Source organism: Pseudonocardia hydrocarbonoxydans, assembly GCF_006539565.1.
In the GTDB taxonomy this organism is placed as follows: Bacteria; Actinomycetota; Actinomycetes; order Mycobacteriales; family Pseudonocardiaceae; genus Pseudonocardia; species Pseudonocardia hydrocarbonoxydans.
In genome coordinates, this window is record NZ_BJNG01000037.1 from 14953 (window position 1) to 34306 (window position 19354).

Genomic DNA, 19354 nt, shown 5'->3' on the forward strand with positions numbered 1-19354 from the left:
GGCGCGCCGGGGCCGCCCGCGCATCGGTCGTGCGGAGGATCGTGACAAGTGTCAGACGGCTCCGGTGGGCCGCAGCACGAGCTCGGTGAGCGCCGCGTCGGGCGGTGCGGTCACGGCGAGCAGGACCGCCCCGGCCACCGACTCCGGCCGCAGGTACTCCCTGGGGTCGTAGACGCCGCCCTCGTGGGCGACGACGGCGCGTTGCATGTCGGTGTCGACACGGCCGGGGTGCACGGAGGTGACCCGCACCCCCGCGTCCGCCTCCTCGGCGCGCAGCGCGTCGGCGAAGGCGCGCAGTGCGAACTTGCTGGCGGCGTAGGAGCCCCAGCCGGGACGGGCGGCGAGCCCCGCACCGGAGTTGACGAGCACGACCCGGCCGCGGGCCGCGCGCAGTGCGGGCAGCAGCAGCCGGGTGAGCTCGGCGACGGCGACGACGTTGACCTCGAACTGGCGGCGCCAGGTGGCCGCCGGCGTCGCCTCCACGGTGCCGAGGAGGCCGACGCCGGCCGAGTGCACGAGCACGTCGAGCCGCTCGATGCCCGCGGTGGCCTCGGCCAGGGCCGCGGTGTCGGTCAGGTCCACCGGCCACGCCCGCGACCCGGGCAGCTCCGCCGCGAGCGTCGCGAGAGCGGCGTGGTCACGCCCGCCGAGCAGCAGGTCGTGGCCGGGGGCCAGGATCCGGGCGACGGCGGCACCGATGCCCCGGGACGCCCCGGTGACGAGCGCGACGGGCTTCATGCCGCCGCACCCTAGCGTGATCAGATCCGGCGGGCCGAGTTGTACTGGCGCCCGTCGATCGAGGCCACCGCGACCGGCTTGCCGGAGGTGCTGGCGTGCACCATCTGGCCGTCGCCGATGTAGATGCCGACGTGGCTGACCGGGGAGTAGAAGAACACCAGGTCGCCGGGCTGGAGCTGGTCGCGGGAGACCGGGGTGCCGGTCTGCGACAGGGCGCGCGAGGTGCGCGGCACGTCGATGCCGGCCTTGCCGAAGGCCCAGTTGACCAGACCCGAGCAGTCGAAGGCCGACGGGCCGGTGGCGCCCCAGCGGTACGGGGACCCGACCTTGGACAGGGCGAGCGCGACCGCCGTGGTCCGGGCGGCGGAGGCGGCGGTCGGGGCGGGGGCGGCCGCGGGCGCCGAGACGGCGACCTGCGCGATCCGGGTGTCCGCGACGACGGGAGCGGCCGGTGCGGCCGGCGCGGTCGCCGCTGCGAGCAGCGCGGCGGTGTCGACGGCCGGGGTGGTCTGCACCGACGCGGCGGGGGCGGCGGCGGTCGCGTCGGCGGGGGTCTGCGCGCCGGCGGGGATGACGGCCAGGACCGCGGCCGCGGCGGTGGAGGTGGCCACGACCGCGGCACGGGTCGCGTACGTGCGGAAGCGGGGCCGGGCGTGCGACGGGGTGGTCGCGACGTGGGGTGTGACGGGGTGGATCGGCACGGATGGGGTCCTCAGGGTGCGCACCGTCCGACGGCGATCGCGGGCCGGGGAGCACGCGGCGGTCGTACGGGGAACTCGGAGGTGCGTGCCGCAGGCCGTGGGCCGGGCGCGCCGTTCCCCGCCCGTCCGGACGGTGACCCCGCGCCCTCCGCTCCGGGTGAGCGGTGGTGTCGCGAGGCCGGGCGCCACATTACGAACGCATTTCACCAAAAGGAATGACCAAGGTCTCTTTACCTCTGGTCCATTCTCGTGATCGTCGTCACCGCGATTTCGCCACGGAAAGACGAGTTACACGTCCGGAACTCCTGGCGTCCGGTGCTGGGAGGCGTCAGGCAGGTGACCTGCGTCGCAGATCCGACCGATATCGGGTCGTGATCAGGCTGAACGAGTGAAAGCATTTCCGGATCGGTAGTACGGCGCCGATCTGGAAAGGTTGCAGAACCGAAGCGATATCAGTGGGGCCAGGGCCCGGGCCGACGCTGCGCGGGCGGCGGCGGCCACGACTGCGGCCCGGCCGCGGGCGGTGGCGGCGGACCGGGGGGCGGCGGGGTCCAGTTCTGCGGGCCGCGGTGCGCCATGGCCACCGTCAGCGCCTCCGGGTGCCCGACGGCCGCGGCGCGGGCCCGCCGCAACGTCGACAGGGCCTGCTCGTGCCAGATCGGGGCCGACGACCCGACGGTGCCGCGCGCGATCCGCGCCCGCAGGAAGGCGAGCTCGGTGACCGCCGCCTGGTACTCGACGACGGCCTTCGCGGTGGCCCGGCCCGAGCGGCGTCGCACTGCGGCCTGCCACCCCCGGCGTCCCGCGAGGCTCGACAGCAGCGTCACCTCGCTCGGCGCGATCCAGCCGGCCTGCGCGAACAGCGGCAGCTGCTCGGCCACGGTGCGCTGCTCCCGGCGACGCTGCCAGACGACCACGCCGATCATGGCGACGAACAGCGGCAGCATCACGAACGCGTAGACGCCGAGGAACGCCGCCCCGCCCCCGACGGTGGCCGAGCCGTTCCACAGCGCGTGCAGCAGCACCGCCGCGAGGTAGCCCACGGCGATGGCGGCGACCCGCACCGCGGGGTTGCGGTGCCGGGCCGCGATCCCCGCACCGATGCCGATCATCGCGGTGAACAGGGGGTGCGCGAACGGGGAGAGCACGCCGCGCACGAGCAGGACGCCGAGCACCGCGCCGCTCTGCCCGGCCATCGAGTCCTCGGCGAAGGCCCGCCCGATGTAGAGGATGTTCTCGGTGAAGGCGAATCCGGCGGCCACCAGACCGGCGTAGACGATGCCGTCCACGATCCCGTCGAACTCGCGGTACCGGAACAGCAGCAGCCCGACGAGGAACGCGCCCTTGAACGCCTCCTCGACGATCGGGGCGACGACGACGGCCCCGTAGACGTCGCCCGCGCCGGTCAGCTCGTCGATCAGCAGGGCGGCGCCGGAGTTGATGAGCAGCGCCGACAGGGTGGCGAAGCAGGCCCCCCACAGGAACGCGAACAGCAGCAGCCGGGGCGGCTCGGGCTCCCAGCGGTCGATCCACAGGAACGTGGCGACGACCGGCCCGACGGGCAGCAGCGCGCCCAGCGCCCCGACGATCACCCCGCCCGGCCCGATGCTGCCGGCGACGAGCCCGATCACCACCAGGCCACAGATCCCCAGCGCCACCAGGCCGACGACCGGCCCCAGCACGAACCGCCGCTGGCGCCCCGGCGTCGGCAGTGGCGGCGGAGCCCCCCACCCCTGTGTCAGCTGCGTCATGCCCCGGGAGCCTACGGATTCCCCGCGGCCACCGCCGATCACCGGGCGCGGTCGGGCCGCTCGTCGTCGGGCGTGCGGCAGCAGCGCTCCAGCCACAGCGCGCCGCCCACCAGCACCAGCGCGCAGACCAGACCGATCACCGCACCGGCCGAGTCCCCTGCCGCCGCGACGACCTCCGCGGCCCGGGGCAGGACGTGCAGCGCCAGCCCGGCCCACGCCCCGGCCACGATCGCCCCGCCCAGCGCCGAGGCCTGCGCCACGAGCACCGCCCGCGCCGCGACCAGCGGCGGCACCGGGGTGGTGCCCGGGCGCCGCTCGATGCGGGCCCGCAGCGCGCTGCCCGCGATCGCCTCGGCCACACCGAGCACCCCCAGCGTCACGCCCGCGAACGCGGGGATCGCGGGGAGCGAGCCGTAGGTCAGCCGCACCGCCAGGTTCACCACGACGGCGGTGACGAGCGCGGCGACCAGCAGGTCGCGCGGGCGGGTCGCGGTCACGTCCGCCCCCGGGCACGGGCGCTCACAGGGCCGGTCCCGGACGCAGGCCGTCCTCGGCGCCGGGCCCGAGCGCCGCGAGCAGCGCCGCGACCGGCCCGTGGCCGGGCAGCACGGCGTCGGGTTCGACGTCGAGCCAGGGCCGCAGCACCGTGGCCCGCTCGGGCGTGCCGGGGTGCGGGAGCAGCAGGACGGGGTCGTCGCTGAGCACCGGACCGCCCTCCCCCGTCACCGTCACCACGTCGACGTCGAGGGTCCGCGGCCCCCAGCGCACCTCGCGCACCCGCCCGGCCGCGTCCTCCAGGGCCTGTGCGCGGCGCAGCCACTCCCACGCGTCGGCGCCCGGGTCGTCGACGACGATCACGGCGTTGAGGAAGTCGGCCTGCTCGACCCCGCCCCACGGCGCCGTCTCGTACACCGGCGAGACCCCGACCAGCACGTCGGCGAACCCGGCGACCGCGGCCCGCAGGTGGGCGGCCCGGTCGCCCAGGTTGGAGCCCAGCGACAGCACGGCGCGGGTCACGGCCGCGACCGCCGCACCACCACCGCGACGTCGGCGAACTCCAGCGGGATCGGGGCCTGCGGTTTGTGCAGCACCACCTCGACCTCCCGCACGCGCGCGTCGGTGAGCACGTCGGCCGCGATCCGCCCGGCGACGGTCTCGATCAGGTCGCACGGTTCGCCCCCGACGATCCCGGCGGCCCGCTGCGCCAGCTCCCCGTAGTGCAGGGTGTCGGCGAGGTCGTCGGACGCGGCGGCGGGCGCGAGGTCCATCCACACGGTGACGTCGACGACGAAGTCCTGCCCGTCGCGGCGCTCGTGGTCGAACACGCCGTGGTGGCCGCGCACGCGCAGGCCCCGGAGCTCGATGCGGTCGGTCACGTGTTCGGCGGGCCGGTCCGGGCCCGGGACGCCCCGAGCTGCCACGCGGCCGCGACCGCCACCGCGTCCATGCTGCCGTCGACGTCGTGCACCCGCACCCCCCACGCCCCGGCGTGCGCGGCCAGCGCGGTGATCGCCGCGGTGGCGCCGTCGCGGCCGGGGGTGGGACGGGGCGCGCCGTCGACGTCGGCCAGCAGCTCGCCGAGGAAGCGCTTGCGCGAGGCCCCGACCAGCACCGGGAAGCCGAGCGCGACGAGCACGTCGAGCCGGCGCAGCAGCGCCCAGTTGTGCGCCGCGGTCTTCGCGAACCCCAGTCCGGGGTCCAGCACCAGCAGGCCGGGGTCCACCCCGGCCAGCACGGCGGCGTCGGCGCGGGCCACCAGCTCGGCGCGGACCTCGCCGATCACGTCCTCGTAGGACGCCAGCTCGGACATCCGGTCGCTGTGCCCGCGCCAGTGCATGAGGATCCAGGGCACCCGCGCCGAGGCGACGACGGCCGCCATCCGCGGGTCGGCCAGGCCCCCCGACACGTCGTTGACGACCGTGGCCCCGGCCTCGACGGCGGCCTCGGCCACGGCGGCCCGGGTGGTGTCGACGCTGACCCGGACGCCCTCGGCCACCAGGTCGCGGATCACCGGGACGACCCGGTCCCGCTCGGTGGACGGGTCGACGCGACCGGCGCCCGGACGGGTCGACTCGCCACCGACGTCGACGAGGTCGGCCCCCGCGTCGCGCATCGCGACCCCGTGCGCGACGGCGTGCTCGCGGTCGACGTAGCGGCCGCCGTCGGAGAAGGAGTCGGGCGTGACGTTCAGGACGCCGAGTACGGCGCAGCGGCCGGGGTGCGGCAGGTACGGCATGGCCGTCAGGTACCCCGGATCAGGGAGTACGCCTCGGCCCGTGACGAGGGCGACGTCTGGAACTGGCCGCGCACCGCCGAGGTCATCGTGCGTGACCCGGGCTTGCGGATGCCGCGCATCCCCATGCAGAGGTGCTCGGCCTCCATCACGACGATGACCCCGGTCGGGGCGAGCTTGCGCACCAGCGCGTCGGCCACCTGCGCGGTGAGCCGCTCCTGCACCTGGGGGCGCCGGGCGTAGAGGTCGACGACGCGCGCGATCTTCGACAGGCCGGTGACGCGCCCGCTCACACCCGGGATGTACCCGACGTGGGCCATCCCGTGGAAGGGCACCAGGTGGTGCTCGCAGGTGGAGAACATCGGGATGTCGCGGACCAGGATCAGCTCCCGGTGGGACTCGTCGAAGGTCTTCTCCAGCACCGTGTCGGGATCGGTGTAGAGCCCGGCGAAGATCTCCTCGTAGGCCCGCGCCACCCGGGACGGGGTCTCGCGCAGCCCCTCGCGGTCGGGGTCCTCACCGATCGCGATCAGCAGTTCCCGGACGGCGGCCTCGGCACGCGGGCGGTCGACCGCCGGGCGGCCGTTCGGGCCGGCAGGCGTGGTGACGGTGCCTCCGGGGGCCCCCGCGCTCAGCGGGACCCACCCTGTTCGTCGTCCCCGGCGGTCCCGCCGGTGCGGCCGTCGGCCTCCGGGGGGTGCCCGTTGCCGGCGGCGGGGCCGCCGTTGCCGTTGCCCGGCGTCCCGCCGTTGCCCGGGGTGCCGTTGCCGGGTGCGCCGCCGTTGCCGTTGGCGCCGGTGGGGCGTTCCCACGGCGGGGTGACCGGCTGGCGCGGGGGCTGCCACTGGCCGGCGGGCGGCCAGGTGCTGCCGGACGGGGTGGTGGCCGGGCGCCAGTCCGGCGGGGCACCGTAGTTGTGCGGCACCGCGGTGGGCCGCGGGTCCTGCGGGGCGGGGGTGCCCCAGCTCTGCTGCGGGCCCGTGGGCTGGTGCGTCGGGACGGCACCGGGGTAGCCGCCGTGCGGCCCGGGCACCGGCACGTCGTGCGCGCCGCCGGGGAAGGACCCGACCGGGGTGGGCTCGCGGGCGGGCTCGGTGTGCGGCGGCCACGGCTCGCCGCGCTCCTTGGCGCGCTCCGCCGGGGTGAGGATCGGCGGCTTGTCCGACGGGGTGCGCCCGCCGAAGTCGTTGAACGCGGTGATCCGCGGCCGCTTCTCGACCCGGTCGAAGATCCGCTCCAGGTCCGTGCGAGTGAGCGTCTCCTTCTCCAGGAGCTCGAACACCAGCGCGTCGAGGACGTCGCGGTAGGTGTTGAGGATCTCCCACGCCTCGGTGTGCGCGGCCTCGATGAGCTTGCGCACCTCCTCGTCGATCTCGTGGGCGACCTCGAGCGAGTAGTCGGCCTTGTTGCCCATCGAGCGGCCCAGGAACGGGTCGCCCTGCTCCTGGCCGTAGCGGACGGCGCCGAGGCGGGCGCTCATGCCGTACTCGGTGACCATCGCGCGGGCGATCTTGGTGGCCTGGTCGATGTCGGAGGACGCGCCGGTGGTGGGCTCGTGGAACACGAGCTCCTCCGCCGAGCGGCCACCCATGGCGAACACCAGCCGGGCGATCATCTCCGAGCGCGTCATCAGGCCCTTGTCGTCCTCGGGCACGACGAGCGCGTGGCCGCCGGTGCGACCGCGCGGCAGGATCGTGAGCTTGTAGACCGGCTCCAGGTCGGGCATGGCCCACGCGGCGAGCGCGTGCCCGCCCTCGTGGTAGGCGGTGATCTTCCGCTCCTGCTCCGAGATGATCTTGCCCTTGCGGCGCGGCCCGCCGACGACGCGGTCGACCGACTCCTCCAGCGCGGCACCGTTGATCAGCGTGGCGTTCTCGCGCGCGGTGAGCAGCGCCGCCTCGTTGATGACGTTGGCCAGGTCGGCACCGGACATGCCGACGGTGCGCTTGGCCAGGGCGTCGAAGTCGACGTCCGGGGCGAACGGCTTGCCCGTCGCGTGCACCTGCAGGATCGCCCGGCGGCCCGCCATGTCGGGGGCGCCGACCGGGATCTGGCGGTCGAACCGCCCCGGGCGCAGCAGTGCGGGGTCGAGGATGTCGGGCCGGTTGGTGGCGGCGATGAGGATGATGCCGCCGCGGGCGTCGAAGCCGTCCATCTCGACGAGGAGCTGGTTGAGCGTCTGCTCGCGCTCGTCGTGGCCGCCGCCCAGCCCGGCGCCGCGCTGGCGGCCGACCGCGTCGATCTCGTCGACGAAGATGATGCAGGGGCTGTTCTGCTTGGCCTGCTCGAACAGGTCGCGCACCCGGGAGGCGCCGACGCCGACGAACATCTCGACGAAGTCGGAGCCGGAGATCGTGTAGAACGGCACGCCCGCCTCGCCCGCGACCGCGCGGGCCAGCAGCGTCTTGCCGGTGCCGGGCGGGCCGTAGAGCAGCACACCCTTGGGGATCTTCGCGCCGAGCGCCTGGTAGCGCTGCGGGTTCTGCAGGAAGTCCTTGATCTCGTAGAGCTCCTCGACCGCCTCGTCGGCGCCTGCGACGTCGCCGAAGGTGGTCTTGGGCATGTCCTTGTTGAGCTGCTTGGCCTTGGACTTGCCGAAGCTCATGACGCGGTTGCCGCCGCCCTGGGCGTTGTTCATCATCCAGAACAGGACGAGCAGCACCAGGCCGAGCGGGATCAGGTAGATCAGCATCGTGGTCAGGAACGAGTCCTGCCGCACGGCGACGTCGAACGAGGGCGCGTTGGGCGCGGTCTGCAGGGCCTGCACGATCCGGTCGCTGGTCTGCGCCGGGTACTGGCTGAGGATCTCGGTGCTGCCGTCGACGGGCTGGGCCAGGGTGAGCCGCAGCCGCTGCTCGCGGTCCTCGACCAGCGCCTCGGTGACGTTGCCGGACTCGATCTGGGCGAGCGCCACGGAGGTGTCGACGCGGGTGTAGCCGCGCGTGTCGTCGAAGAGCAGGCTGAAGGTGAAGTAGACCAGGACCGCGACGAGGATCCAGATCAACGGGTTGCGGAGCAGACGCTTGCGGTCCATGCAGCTACGGCCTGAGTCGGCCTTCACCCTCCCTGGTGAGAAACTCCCTGCCGAGGGAGCCACGCCCACGTCCTTCCGCGGCGCGACCGGCCCTGATCCGACCAGGGTAGCGGTCGGACGGGCGCGGTGCGCCGTGGCTGTCGGCGGCGGACACCGGCGGGCTTGCCTGTCGTGAACGAACCGTGCACGGACGATGTTCCCGCGTAACCCGACAGGGGGGTAACGCGCGCCACTGTCCCGTCGTTAACCTGCCGCGGGCACCGACGTGCGGCCCGCCGAAGACGGGGGTTCGTGCATGAAGGTCAGCAAGCGTGGTCTGGCGTCGCTCGCGGCGGCGTCGGCGGTGGTGGCGAGCGCGGTCGTCGTCGCTCCCGCGGCGACGGCTGCACCCCCGGCCGCTCCCGCGCAGCCCGCCGCCTCCGCCGACTGGGCCCCCGCCGACACCGCGGCGATCCGCCCGGGCGTGGTGACCGACAGCGCCGGCGGCGGTGCGTGCACCAGCAACTTCGTGTTCACCAGCGGCGACCGCACCTTCCTCGGCCAGGCCGCCCACTGCGCAGGCACCGGCGAGGCCACCGAGACCAACGGCTGCGACTCGGGCACCGGCCCGCTGGGCACCGTGGTCACGATCCGGGCCGCCGACGGCACCGACCGCGTCGGGACGCTGGCCTACAGCTCCTGGGTCGCGATGCAGGCCAACGGCGAGGCCGACCCCGACATCTGCCAGTTCAACGACTTCGCCCTCGTCGAGATCGCGCCGGAGGACGTCGCCGACGTCAACCCGAGCATCCCGTTCTTCGGCGGCCCGGTCGGCCTCGACACCGACGGCCTCCCCGCGGGCGAGCAGGTCTTCTCCTACGGCAACTCGCCGCTGCGCATGGGCGTCGCGGAGCTCAGCCCGAAGGTCGGCGTCAACGCGGGCGACACCGGCGGCGGCTTCAGCCACGACGTCTTCACCGTCACCCCGGGTGTCCCCGGCGACTCCGGCAGCGCCTTCCTCGACAGCGACGGCGACGCGTTCGGCCTGCTGTCCACGCTCAACCTGGCCCCCCTGCCGGTGAGCAACGGCGTCACCGACCTCGCCCGGGCCCTGGCCTACGCCAACGAGTTCGGCGATCTCGGTGAGATCGAGCTGGTGCTCGGCACGGAGGCGTTCACCGCGTTCCCCGCCGGCGTCCCGCTCACGGCGGTCGCCCCGCCCGCGGGCCCGCCCGTCACCGGCTGACCCACCGGGCCCGCGCGGGTCCCCCTCCCGAGTCCCTGCCCCGCCCCGCGGGGTGGGGACTCAGGCGTAGACGGAGGGGTCGAGCGTGCCGATGTAGGGCAGGTCGCGGTAGCGCTCGGCGTAGTCCAGGCCGTAGCCGACGACGAACTCGTTGGGAATGTCGAAGCCGACGTAGCGCACCGGCACCTCGACCTTCACCGCGTCGGGCTTGCGCAGCAGCGTGCAGACCTCCAGCGACGCCGGCCCGCGCGACTCCAGGTTCTTCAGCAGCCACGAGAGCGTCAGGCCGGAGTCGATGATGTCCTCGACGATGAGGACGTGACGGCCCGCGATGTCGCGGTCGAGGTCCTTGAGGATCCGGACGACGCCCGAGGACGACGTCGACGACCCGTACGAGCTGACCGCCATGAACTCCAGCTGCACCGGCAGCGGCAGCGCCCGCGCGAGATCCGTCATGAACATCACGGCGCCCTTGAGCACGCCGACGAGCAGGAGGTCGGAGTCGCGGCCCAGACCGGCGCAGCTCTGCGCGTAGTCCTTGCCGACCTGCGCGGCCAGCTCCGCGGTCTTCTCGCGGATGGCCTGCTCGGTGACCAGCGTGGATGCGATGTCACCGTCGTACACGGCGGGGAGCCTCCTGCGTCGGGGTCAGCCGGTCTGGGACCGTCGCGGCCAGTTCGCCGGCCGCACCACGAGCCTGCCACGCGCGCGGACCAGCTCCAACCCGCCCGGCAGCGCCGTACCCGTTCGATCGGGCCCGCGGACGGCGAGCGCGTCGGCCCCGTGCAGGTGTTCGGCGGTGAGACCGGTGACGCCCAGGCCGTGCAGCCACGCCCGCAGGACCCGCCTGCGCACCGCGACGGGCTGCCCCGCGAGCGCGTCGTGGGCGACGCCCCGGTCGTCGGCGGCACCGGCGAGCACGGCGTCCGCGACCGCCGTGAGGGCCTCGTCGTCCTCGCGCAGCTGCGCGGCCGTGCGGGCCAGCGCACCGGCCACGCCGCCGGCGAGGACGTCCTCCAGCAGCGGGAGCACCTCGTGGCGCAGGCGCACGCGGGTGAAGCGGGGATCGGTGTTGTGCGGGTCGTCCCAGACCGGCAGGTCCAGCGCGGCGCAGGCGGCGCGGGTGGTCGCGCGGCGCACGTCGAGCAGCGGGCGCAGCCACGGGTCGTCCCAGGTGCGCATGCCCGACAGCGACCGCGCCCCGGACCCGCGCCCCAGCCCCAGCAGCACCGTCTCCGCCTGGTCGTCGAGGGTGTGGCCGAGCAGCACCGGCGACCGGGGGTGCGGGCGGGCCGCGCGCAGGGCGGCGTAGCGGGCCGTCCGGGCGGCCGCCTCGATGCCGCCGGGCCCGTCGACCTCGACGCGGTGCACCGTCGCGGCGACCCCCATCCGCCCCAGCAGGTCGACGGTCGCGGCGGCGTGGCGCGCCGACCCGTCCTGCAGGCCGTGGTCGACGACGGCCGCGTGCACGTCGGTGCGCAGGTGGGCGGCCGCGGCCACCAGCGCGAGCGAGTCGGCGCCCCCCGAGCAGGCGACGAGCAGCGGGACGTCGCCGAAGGGCGTCAGCGCGACCCGCACGGCCCGTCGCACCTGCGCGACGGCGGGATCGGGACCGGACACCGGCACACGGTCCCACGGCCCCGCCCCGGGGACTCGCGGACGGGATCCGGGGGACTCGCGGACGGGATCCGGGGGACTCGCGGACGGGATCCGGGGGACTCGCGGGTCAGGGACCGACGCGGCGCAGCCAGGCGGCCGGGTCCTCCAGCTCGGAGCGCAGCGGGAGGGTGTCGGGGTTCGTCCAGACCGTGTTGAAGCCGTCCATGCCCGCCGCGAGCACCACGTGCCGGGTGAACGCCGCCCCCACCGCGTACTGGCGGACCTTCGCCTCGACGCCGAGCAGCGCGCGCAGCACCCGGTCGATCAGCCCGCCCCCGCGGCGGCGGGCGGTGAAGCGGCGCCGGATCGTGACGACGCTGGGCACGACCTCGGGCCCGGCCGCGTCCATGACGTGGTCGGCGTGGCCCTCCAGCAGCGTGGTCAGGGCGAGCAGGCGGTCGAGCACCAGGCGCTGCTCGGGCCCCTGCAGCAGCTCGACGAGCGCGAGCGCGTCGCCGCGGGAGTCGCGCAGGGCGCGCAGCGCCTCAGGCAGCCGCTCGGCCAGCCCCTCGGGCTGCGCGATCGACAGCAGCGAGCCCACCTCGGCGGCGAAGTGCTCGCGCAGCCACGGCACCGCGGTGAACTGCAGGCGGTGCGTGGCCTCGTGCAGGCAGACCCACATGCCGAAGTCGGTGGACGGCACGTCGAGCGCCTGCTGGGCGGCGTGCACGTTGGGCGCGACGAGCAGCAGCCTGCCCTGGCGGTCGGCGCCGCCGAAGGGGTCGTACTGGCCCAGCACCCGGCCGCCGAGGTAGGCGAGGACCCCGCCGATCTGCAGTCCGGCGGTGCGGGCGGTGACGGCCCGGGCCAGCCGCGGGGTGGCCGGCAGCCGGGCCCCGTCGGTGAGCGAGCGCATGCCGTCGACGGCCGCGGACGCCCACGCGGGCCGGTCGACGACGTCGGCGGGCAGCAGCGGCAGCCCCGCCCCGAGCCCGGTGACGTCGCGGACGTGCCCCTCGGCGACGGCGGCGTCGGACCGCAGCCGGGCCACCAGCTCGGCCGCCTCGGCGACGGTGGCGGGCGGCCCCGACGACGTCAGCCGGGCCGCGGTGCGGGCCGCCAGGCCCCAGTCGACGGGCAGGCCGTGCTCGACGGGGAGGTCCTCGATGGTCTGCCGCACCCGGCCCACGCTACGCACCGTCAGCGACAGCCGCAGCCGCCCAGCTCGGCGGCCATGGCGTCGAGCCGGGGCCGCACGGTGGCGGGCGAGGCCCCGTTCGACATGAACGCGAAGACGAGCAGCCGTCCGTCGGCATCGGTGACCAGACCGGCGAGGCTGCTGACGTTCGTCAGCGTGCCGGTCTTGGCCCGCACGGTCCCGCGCCCCGGCGCGGACGGGGCGTCGATCCCGAAGCGGTCGTCCAGGGTGCCGTCACCGCCCGCGACGGGCAGCCCGGTGATCAGCGGCCGGAGGAAGTCGGTGTCGCGCTCGCCCTCGGCCGGGGTGGCCGCGGCCGCGAGCAGGGTGCCCAGCAGCCTCGCGGGCACCTCGTCGTCGGTGGACAGCCCGCTGCCGTCGACCAGGACCGCGCCCGCCGGGTCGAAACCGGCCTGGGTGAGCGCCCCGATGGTCTGCTCGGCGGCACCGGCGAAGCTCGGCTGGCCGTTGCGCGCGATCGCGACCTCGCGGGCGAGCGCCTCGGCGAGCACGTTGTCCGAGGTGCGCATCGTGTGCTCGACGAGCTCGCTGAACGGTGCCGACGTCACCGACGCCAGGCGCTCGCCCTCACCGGGCGCGGTGCCCGTCTCGACGTCGTCGGCCCCCAGCAGCTCGGCGAACACCTGACCGGCCTCGAGCGCGGGCTCGGACGTGCGCGGGGTGTCCTGCACCGTCGGGTCGAGCCGCCCGCCGTCGAGCATCAGCGGTTCGATCGGCGTGACGAAGCCCGCGGCGACGTCGGAGGGGTCCCAGCCGGGCGCCGAGGTGGGGCCGGAGTACCGGCTCGTGTCGACGACGACCGTGTCGATCGGGCCCGGGACCTTCTCCCGCACCTCCCGCACCAGCTCGTCGAGCCGGGCCGGGCCGGGGTAGACGCCGTCCTCGCCCTCGGGGAGTGCGGTGAGCGTCGGGTCGCCGCCGCCGACCAGCACGACCGTGCCCGGCTGCGTCCCGGCGACGACGCGGGTGACGAAGCCGTCGGTGGGGTTGAGCGTGAGCAGCGCCGCGGCGGCGGTGAGGACCTTCGCGGTCGACCCCGGGACGAGCGCGCGGTCGGCGTCGGAGGCCCAGAGGACCTGGCCGGTGGCGGGGTCGACCACGGTGCCGGCGAAGCGCCCGGGCATGTCCTCCACGGCCGGTCCGAGCACCGCCTCCAGGCCCGCGGTGGTGGGCGTCGGGGCGGTGGCGGCCAGCGGGCCCAGCGCGGGGACCGGCGCGGGCGGCCCCTCCGCGGCGGGTGCACCCGTCAGGCCGAGATCGGCGACGAGGGTCGGGGCGGTCAGCGAGACCGCGCTGCCGACCCCGGCGGCCAGCACCAGCACGGTGAGGACCGTGACGAACCGCCGCAGACCCCGACCGGGCACGCGCAACGTGTCACCGATCCGCTCGCCGAACCCCACGCCGATCCTCCTCGCCGGCCTCACCCGGTAGGGGTGCGCAACGGCACTGTCGGCCGACGACGAGCACGGGGAGGCGGTCCCCCACACTAGAGGGGCACCAGCACCGCACGTCCCCGAACCTCAGGAGAGCACCCCAGTGGACTTCGACGTCACCATCGAGATCCCCAAGGGCGGGCGCAACAAGTACGAGGTGGACCACAAGTCCGGCCGCATCCGCCTGGACCGCACGCTGTTCACGGCCACCCAGTACCCCGCCGACTACGGGTTCATCGACGACAGTCTCGGGGAGGACGGCGACCCCCTCGACGCACTCGTCCTGGTCCGGGAGCCCACGTTCCCCGGCTGCATCATCCAGTGCCGCGCCATCGGCATGTTCCGGATGAAGGACGAGATGGGCGGCGACGACAAGGTCCTCTGCGTCCCGTCGAACGACCCGCGCCAGGAGCACCTGCGCGACATCCACCACCTCGCGGAGTTCGACCGCCAGGAGATCCAGCACTTCTTCGAGATCTACAAGGAGCTGGAGCCGGGCAAGAGCGTGGAGGGTGCCACCTGGGTGGGACGCGCCGACGCCGAGCGCGAGATCCAGGCGTCCTGGAAGCGGGCGCAGGTCGCCGAGGCCGAGGCCGCCGAGGCCGGGGGCGAGCCCACGGAGCACTGAGCGTCCGGGCGGGTCTCACTCCGCCGCGTGCGCCCCGCGCCCGTGGTCCTCGTCGCCGGTGAGGCCGAGCAGCTCCCGCACCTGGTGCCGGCTCAGGCCCTGGGCGACGAGCTCCTCGGTGGCCCCGTCGAGCTCGGCGATGCGTTCCTCCAGCTCGGAGTGCGCCCTCCGGACCGCGTCGCGGGCCCGCTCGGCCTCCGTCACGACCGACAGCGCGCGCTCCGGGTCGGGCAGCAGCATGGCCAGCAGCCGGTCGCGGGCGTCGGCACCGGCCGGGGCCGCGGCCGGTTCCGCCCGTGTCCCGGCCAGCACCCCGACCCCGGACGAGCCGTTGAGCTGCAGGGCGGCCTCGCCGTTGCGCTCGGCGGGGACGCCGCCGTTCCCGCCGCCCGGAACGGACCCGGGGCCCGCACCGGCCGGTGGCGCCGTCGTGACGGTCGCCGGGGCCGACCCGTTCGACGTGCGGGGGGCCGGGAGCGCGTCGGGCCCACCCTCCACCGCGGCGGCCGCGGCGGCGGTGGTGTCCTCGGCGTTGCGGGCGTCGACGCCGGACTGGGTGCGCAGCGGCACCTCCTTCATCATGATCACCGCGAACAGCCCGATGACGAGCACCGCGGCAGCACCGAGGAACACGATGCTCATCGAGCCGGCGAAGGCCTCCAGGATCGGGCGGGCCAGGGTCGGGTCGGCGGCGGCGAGGAACGACGAGTCGTCGAGCGACACCGCCCCGCCACCCTGCAGGCCGGCCAGGATCGGCGCGTTGGCGGGGTCGCCGAGCACGGCCGGGTCGGCCAGCGCGGCCTGGAACGCCGGGGTGCCCGCGGCGGCGCGGAAGTTGTCGGCCACCTGCCCGCCCAGGGAGCTGAACAGCACCGAGAGGAACACCGCGGTGCCCAGCGTGCCGCCCATCTGCCGGAAGAACGTGGCGGACGCCGTGGCGACGCCCATGTCGCGCGGGGCGGCCGCGTTCTGCACGGCCAGCGTCAGCGGCTGCATGTTCCCGCCGAGCCCCCAGCCGATCACGACCATGATCAGGGCGACCTGCCAGTACGGGGTGTCGACGCCGATGAACGACAGCGCGCCGATCCCGAGGATCATCAGGGAGAGCCCGACGATCGGCCAGATCTTGTAGCGCCCGGTGCGGGAGATCATCTGCCCGGAGAACACCGACATGCTCATGATGCCCAGCACCAGCGGCAGGGTCTGCAGGCCGGCCTCGGTGGGCGTGGAGCCCTTGACGATCTGCAGGTAGAGCGGCAGCAGCGCGAGCGCGCCGAACATGCCCATGCCCGCGACGAACCCGGCGATCGAGCCCCAGCTGAACACGCCGCTGCGGAACATCCGCAGGGGCAGCAGGGCGTCGTCGCCGATGCGGCGCTCCAGCAGCAGGAACACACCGATGCCGAGCACGCCGATGCCGTAGCAGGCCAGGGCGCGCGGGGAGTCCCAGCCCCAGATGCGCCCCTGCTCGGCGACGATCAGCAGCGGCACCAGCCCGACCACCAGCGCCAGCGCGCCGGGCCAGTCGATGCGGTGCTCGCGCTTGGTGTGCGGGACGTTGAGCACCCGGGTGACGACGACGAGCGCGAGGATCCCCAGCGGCACGTTGATCAGGAAGACCCAGCGCCAGCCGGTGATGCCGAGGATGTCGGCCTGGCCGGCGAAGAACCCGCCCGCCACCGGTCCGAGCACGCTCGAGGTGCCGAACACGGCGACGAAGTAGCCCTGGTACCTGGCGCGTTCGCGGGGCGCGACGATGTCACCGATGATCGTGAGGGCGAGCGAGAACAGGCCGCCCGCGCCGAGTCCCTGGACGGCCCGGAACGCGGCGAGCTGGTACATCGACGCGGCGAAGGTGCAGGCGATCGAGCCGAGCACGAAGATGCCGATGGCGGTGAGGAACAGCGGCTTGCGGCCGTAGATGTCGGAGAGCTTGCCGTAGAGCGGCGTGGTGATGGTGGCCGTGATCAGGTAGGCGGTGGTGGCCCAGGCCTGCAGGCTCAGCCCGTCGAGGTCGTCGGCGATGGTGCGGATCGAGGTGGCCACGATCGTCTGGTCGAGCGCGGCCAGGAACATGCCGATCATCAGCCCGGCGAAGATGGTGAGGATCTGCCGGTGGGTCAGCAGTCCGGCGGGGGGTGCGGCCTCCGCGGAGGGGGCGGACATGGGTGTTCTCCTCAGGACCGGGTCGCCGCGGCGGCGACCTCGGTGTCGAAGGCGGCGGTGAAGCGGGCGAGCAGGTCGGCGAACAGGTGCCGGTCGGCGGGGTCCCAGTCGGCGACGAGTGCGGCGATGCGCTCGTTGCGGGAGCGGCGGTTCTGCTCGAACACGCGGCGGCCCTCGGCCGTGGCGGCGAGCAGCGTGGCCCGGCCGTCCTCGGGGTCGGCGGTGCGCTCGACGAGCCCGAGCCGCACCAGCTGCGCGACCTGGCGGCTGATCGTCGAGGGGTCGGAGTGCACGGACTCGGCGAGCGTGCCCGCGCGCTGCGGCCCGTCCTTCACGAGATGGACGAGCAGGATGTAGGTGGCGCGCTCGACGGCGTCGGGATGGTCGGCCTGGTACTGGGCGTGCTTGCGCTCCAGCAGCCGGACGAGCCGCATGAGCTGGGTGCCGACCATGTCGGCGGTGGCCAGCTCGTCATCGGAGGGCACGGTCTTTACCTCGGGTTTGCATGTGGCACACAACAAGTTGTCGGGTGCAAGCATGTACCCGGTACGGGGTGGCCGGCAAGCCGGCCGGGTGTGACCTACGCGGAGGTGAGCCGGGCGCGGCCGGCGGGGGTCAGCGCCGCGGGGGCCAGCGGCACGCGCGGGTCGGGGATCTCGACGAGCCCGCACTCGACCAGCCGCCGGGCCACCGACCAGTCGGCGCAGGCCAGTCCGTCGACCAGCAGCACCGGCTCACAGCCGCCGCGGAACTGGCAGCGACCGGCCGCCACCGCCCGCAGCAGCGCCCGTTCTCGTCCGCTCACCGTGACCGCGACCGGCATGTCCGTCATCTCCCCGACTCCCCGTGGGCCGATTCCCCGTGGCTGCATCCGCTACCGGAGTAATCGCCCTGGGCCGTCCGGGTGTTTCAGGTCACGACACCCTCCGTTCACCCGTCAGGGTGCGGAGAACACCGCCGCGAGGCCCTGACCGCCGCCGATGCACATCGTCTCCAGCCCGTAACGGGCGTCGCGACGGGCCATCTCGCGCGTCAGCGTGGCCAGGATGCGGCCCCCGGTGGCGCCGACGGGATGGCCCAGCGAGATGCCCGACCCGTTGACGTTGACGCGCTCGAGGTCGGCCTCGCCGAGCTTCCACTCGCGCGTGCACGCGAGCACCTGCGCGGCGAACGCCTCGTTCAGCTCGATCAGGTCGATGTCGGCGAGGGTGAGCGCCGCCGCGTCGAGGGCCTTCGCGACGGCCGGGACCGGGCCGATCCCCATCGTCGCGGGGGGCACGCCGCCGACACCCCACGAGACCAGCCGGGCGAGCGGGCGCAGGCCGAGCTCCTGCGCACGGGCGGGGTGGGTGACGACGCAGACGGCCGCGCCGTCGTTCTGGCCGCTGGCGTTGCCCGCGGTGACGGTGGCGTCGGGGTCGTCCCTGCCCAGGATCGGGCGCAGCGTCGCGAGCTTGTCGACCGAGGAGTCGGCACGGATGTGCTCGTCGGTGTCGACGACGGTGTCGCCCTTCCGGCCGCGCACCGTGACGGGCACGATCTCGTCGGCGAACCGGCCGGCGTCGCGGGCGGCGGCGGCACGGTGGTGGCTGCGCACGGCGTACTCGTCCTGCTCCGCCCGCGGGATCGCGTACTCGCGGCGCAGGTTCTCGGCGGTCTCCAGCATCCCGCCGGGCACCGGGAAGTTCACCCCGCCCGCCGTGACCCGGCCGCGCGCGAGCGAGTCGTGCAGCAGCACCCCGGGGCCGGCCTTCGCGCCCCAGCGCATCGACGTCGAGTAGAACGACGCGTTCGACATCGACTCCGCGCCGCCGGCCAGCACGACGTCGGACGCGCCCGCCTGCACCTGCATCGCCGCGTAGAGCACGGCCTGCAGGCCCGAGCCGCAGCGCCGGTCGAGCTGCAGCCCGGTGACGCTCACCGGCAGCCCGGCGTCGAGCGCGGCGACGCGCCCGATCGCCGGGGCGTCCATCGTGGGGTAGCAGTGGCCCAGGACGACGTCGTCGACGGCGTCGGGGGCGAGCCCCGTCCGGTCGAGCAACCCGCGGATGACGGTGGCGGCCAGCTCGTGGGCCGGGACGTCGCGCAGGGAGCCGCCGAAGCCGCCGACCGGCGTCCGCAGCGGCTCGCAGATGACCGCCTCGCGCATCAGACGTACCGGCGGGTGAGCCACTCGGCGACGAGCGCGGGGCGCTCGGAGCCCTCGATCTCGACGGTCACGTTCGTGACGACCTGCACGCCGCCCGCGACGTCGGTGACCTCGCCCAGCTCCACGTTGGCGCGCACCTTGCTGCCGACCGGCACCGGGGAGGTGAAGCGCACCTTGTTGAGCCCGTAGTTGACGCCCATCTTGGTGTTCTGCACCTCGAAGATCCCGGCCACCAGCGACGGCAGCAGCGACAGCGTCAGGAAGCCGTGCGCGATGGTGGTGCCGAAGGGGCCCTCCTTCGCCTTCTCGGGGTCGACGTGGATCCACTGGTGGTCGTCGGTGGCGTCGGCGAAGGTGTCGATCTGGCCCTGTTCGATGGTCACCCACTCACCCACCCCGAGCTGCGTGCCCGCCGCCGCCCGCAGGTCGTCCACTCCGTCGAAGACGCGCATCCGTGCTCCCGATCTCTCGTCGTCCG

General features: G+C 74.7%; 20 protein-coding genes. 2 read left to right on the forward strand and 18 right to left on the reverse strand.

The genetic code is table 11. The features are described 5' to 3' along the window. Nucleotides 1-51: 51 nt before the first annotated feature. The 9 genes from PHY01_RS20075 to ftsH form a co-directional block, all read right to left on the reverse strand. The gene (locus PHY01_RS20075) at nt 52-738 is read right to left on the reverse strand and encodes an SDR family oxidoreductase (RefSeq protein WP_141280672.1); all 687 of its coding nucleotides are present in this window, start codon (nt 736-738) and stop codon (nt 52-54) included. Nucleotides 739-758: 20 nt separating this feature from the next. Further along, a complete protein-coding gene (locus PHY01_RS28275; RefSeq protein WP_370467295.1) occupies nt 759-1439 on the reverse strand; it encodes an NlpC/P60 family protein in 681 nt (226 codons plus the stop codon). A gap of 452 nt (nt 1440-1891) precedes the next feature. Then, nucleotides 1892-3190, reverse strand: a complete 1299-nt coding sequence (locus PHY01_RS20085) for a PrsW family intramembrane metalloprotease (protein ID WP_141280674.1) — start codon at nt 3188-3190, stop codon at nt 1892-1894. A 38-nt stretch (nt 3191-3228) separates the two neighbouring features. Beyond that, a complete protein-coding gene (locus PHY01_RS20090) occupies nt 3229-3687 on the reverse strand; it encodes a DUF3180 domain-containing protein (protein WP_141280676.1) in 459 nt (152 codons plus the stop codon). A 22-nt stretch (nt 3688-3709) separates the two neighbouring features. Beyond that, nucleotides 3710-4207 carry a 2-amino-4-hydroxy-6-hydroxymethyldihydropteridine diphosphokinase gene (folK, locus tag PHY01_RS20095; RefSeq protein WP_141280678.1) on the reverse strand — a complete coding sequence of 166 codons (498 nt, stop codon included), beginning with the start codon at nt 4205-4207 and terminating at the stop codon, nt 3710-3712. Then, on the reverse strand, nt 4204-4566 hold the full coding sequence (folB, locus tag PHY01_RS20100) for a dihydroneopterin aldolase (protein WP_141280680.1): 363 nt from the start codon (nt 4564-4566) through the stop codon (nt 4204-4206). The genes folK and folB overlap by 4 nt, the downstream gene beginning before the upstream one ends. Further along, nucleotides 4563-5426 carry a dihydropteroate synthase gene (folP, locus tag PHY01_RS20105; RefSeq protein ID WP_141280682.1) on the reverse strand — a complete coding sequence of 288 codons (864 nt, stop codon included), beginning with the start codon at nt 5424-5426 and terminating at the stop codon, nt 4563-4565. The genes folB and folP overlap by 4 nt, the downstream gene beginning before the upstream one ends. Before the next feature lie 5 nt (nt 5427-5431). Continuing rightward, nucleotides 5432-6058 (reverse strand): GTP cyclohydrolase I FolE, encoded by a 627-nt coding sequence (gene folE, locus PHY01_RS20110; protein ID WP_141280894.1) that lies wholly within the window; start codon nt 6056-6058, stop codon nt 5432-5434. Beyond that, on the reverse strand, nt 6055-8457 hold the full coding sequence (gene ftsH, locus PHY01_RS20115) for an ATP-dependent zinc metalloprotease FtsH (protein ID WP_141280684.1): 2403 nt from the start codon (nt 8455-8457) through the stop codon (nt 6055-6057). Before ftsH ends, folE begins: the two co-directional genes overlap by 4 nt. Nucleotides 8458-8752: 295 nt before the next feature. Here ftsH and PHY01_RS20120 point away from each other — a divergent pair, with 295 nt between their 5' ends. Beyond that, on the forward strand, nt 8753-9682 hold the full coding sequence (locus tag PHY01_RS20120; protein ID WP_174824142.1) for a serine protease: 930 nt from the start codon (nt 8753-8755) through the stop codon (nt 9680-9682). A gap of 60 nt (nt 9683-9742) precedes the next feature. Here PHY01_RS20120 and hpt read toward each other — a convergent pair whose 3' ends face one another. The 4 genes from hpt to dacB form a co-directional block, all read right to left on the reverse strand. Continuing rightward, nucleotides 9743-10306, reverse strand: a complete 564-nt coding sequence (gene hpt / locus PHY01_RS20125) for a hypoxanthine phosphoribosyltransferase (RefSeq protein WP_141280687.1) — start codon at nt 10304-10306, stop codon at nt 9743-9745. Between the two features lie 24 nt (nt 10307-10330). After that, nucleotides 10331-11302, reverse strand: a complete 972-nt coding sequence (gene tilS / locus PHY01_RS20130; protein ID WP_141280689.1) for a tRNA lysidine(34) synthetase TilS — start codon at nt 11300-11302, stop codon at nt 10331-10333. Nucleotides 11303-11408: 106 nt separating this feature from the next. Next, a complete protein-coding gene (locus PHY01_RS20135) occupies nt 11409-12461 on the reverse strand; it encodes an Rv3626c family coenzyme F420 biosynthesis-associated protein (RefSeq protein ID WP_246086026.1) in 1053 nt (350 codons plus the stop codon). 20 nt (nt 12462-12481) lie between these two features. Continuing rightward, nucleotides 12482-13900 (reverse strand): D-alanyl-D-alanine carboxypeptidase/D-alanyl-D-alanine endopeptidase, encoded by a 1419-nt coding sequence (gene dacB, locus PHY01_RS20140; RefSeq protein ID WP_141280691.1) that lies wholly within the window; start codon nt 13898-13900, stop codon nt 12482-12484. 136 nt (nt 13901-14036) lie between these two features. Between dacB and PHY01_RS20145 the strand changes: the two genes are divergently transcribed. Beyond that, nucleotides 14037-14561 (forward strand): inorganic diphosphatase, encoded by a 525-nt coding sequence (locus PHY01_RS20145; RefSeq protein WP_141280693.1) that lies wholly within the window; start codon nt 14037-14039, stop codon nt 14559-14561. A 15-nt stretch (nt 14562-14576) separates the two neighbouring features. Here the strand turns inward: PHY01_RS20145 and PHY01_RS20150 are convergent, their stop codons facing one another. The 5 genes from PHY01_RS20150 to PHY01_RS20170 form a co-directional block, all read right to left on the reverse strand. Then, on the reverse strand, nt 14577-16727 hold the full coding sequence (locus PHY01_RS20150; protein ID WP_141280695.1) for an MDR family MFS transporter: 2151 nt from the start codon (nt 16725-16727) through the stop codon (nt 14577-14579). Between the two features lie 11 nt (nt 16728-16738). Beyond that, a complete protein-coding gene (locus PHY01_RS20155; protein WP_246086027.1) occupies nt 16739-17212 on the reverse strand; it encodes a MarR family winged helix-turn-helix transcriptional regulator in 474 nt (157 codons plus the stop codon). A 95-nt stretch (nt 17213-17307) separates the two neighbouring features. Continuing rightward, nucleotides 17308-17559 carry a hypothetical protein gene (locus PHY01_RS20160; protein WP_141280699.1) on the reverse strand — a complete coding sequence of 84 codons (252 nt, stop codon included), beginning with the start codon at nt 17557-17559 and terminating at the stop codon, nt 17308-17310. 105 nt (nt 17560-17664) lie between these two features. Continuing rightward, on the reverse strand, nt 17665-18876 hold the full coding sequence (locus PHY01_RS20165; RefSeq protein WP_141280701.1) for an acetyl-CoA C-acetyltransferase: 1212 nt from the start codon (nt 18874-18876) through the stop codon (nt 17665-17667). Beyond that, on the reverse strand, nt 18876-19328 hold the full coding sequence (locus tag PHY01_RS20170; protein ID WP_141280703.1) for a MaoC family dehydratase: 453 nt from the start codon (nt 19326-19328) through the stop codon (nt 18876-18878). Before PHY01_RS20170 ends, PHY01_RS20165 begins: the two co-directional genes overlap by 1 nt. Between the last annotated feature and the right edge of the window lie 26 nt (nt 19329-19354).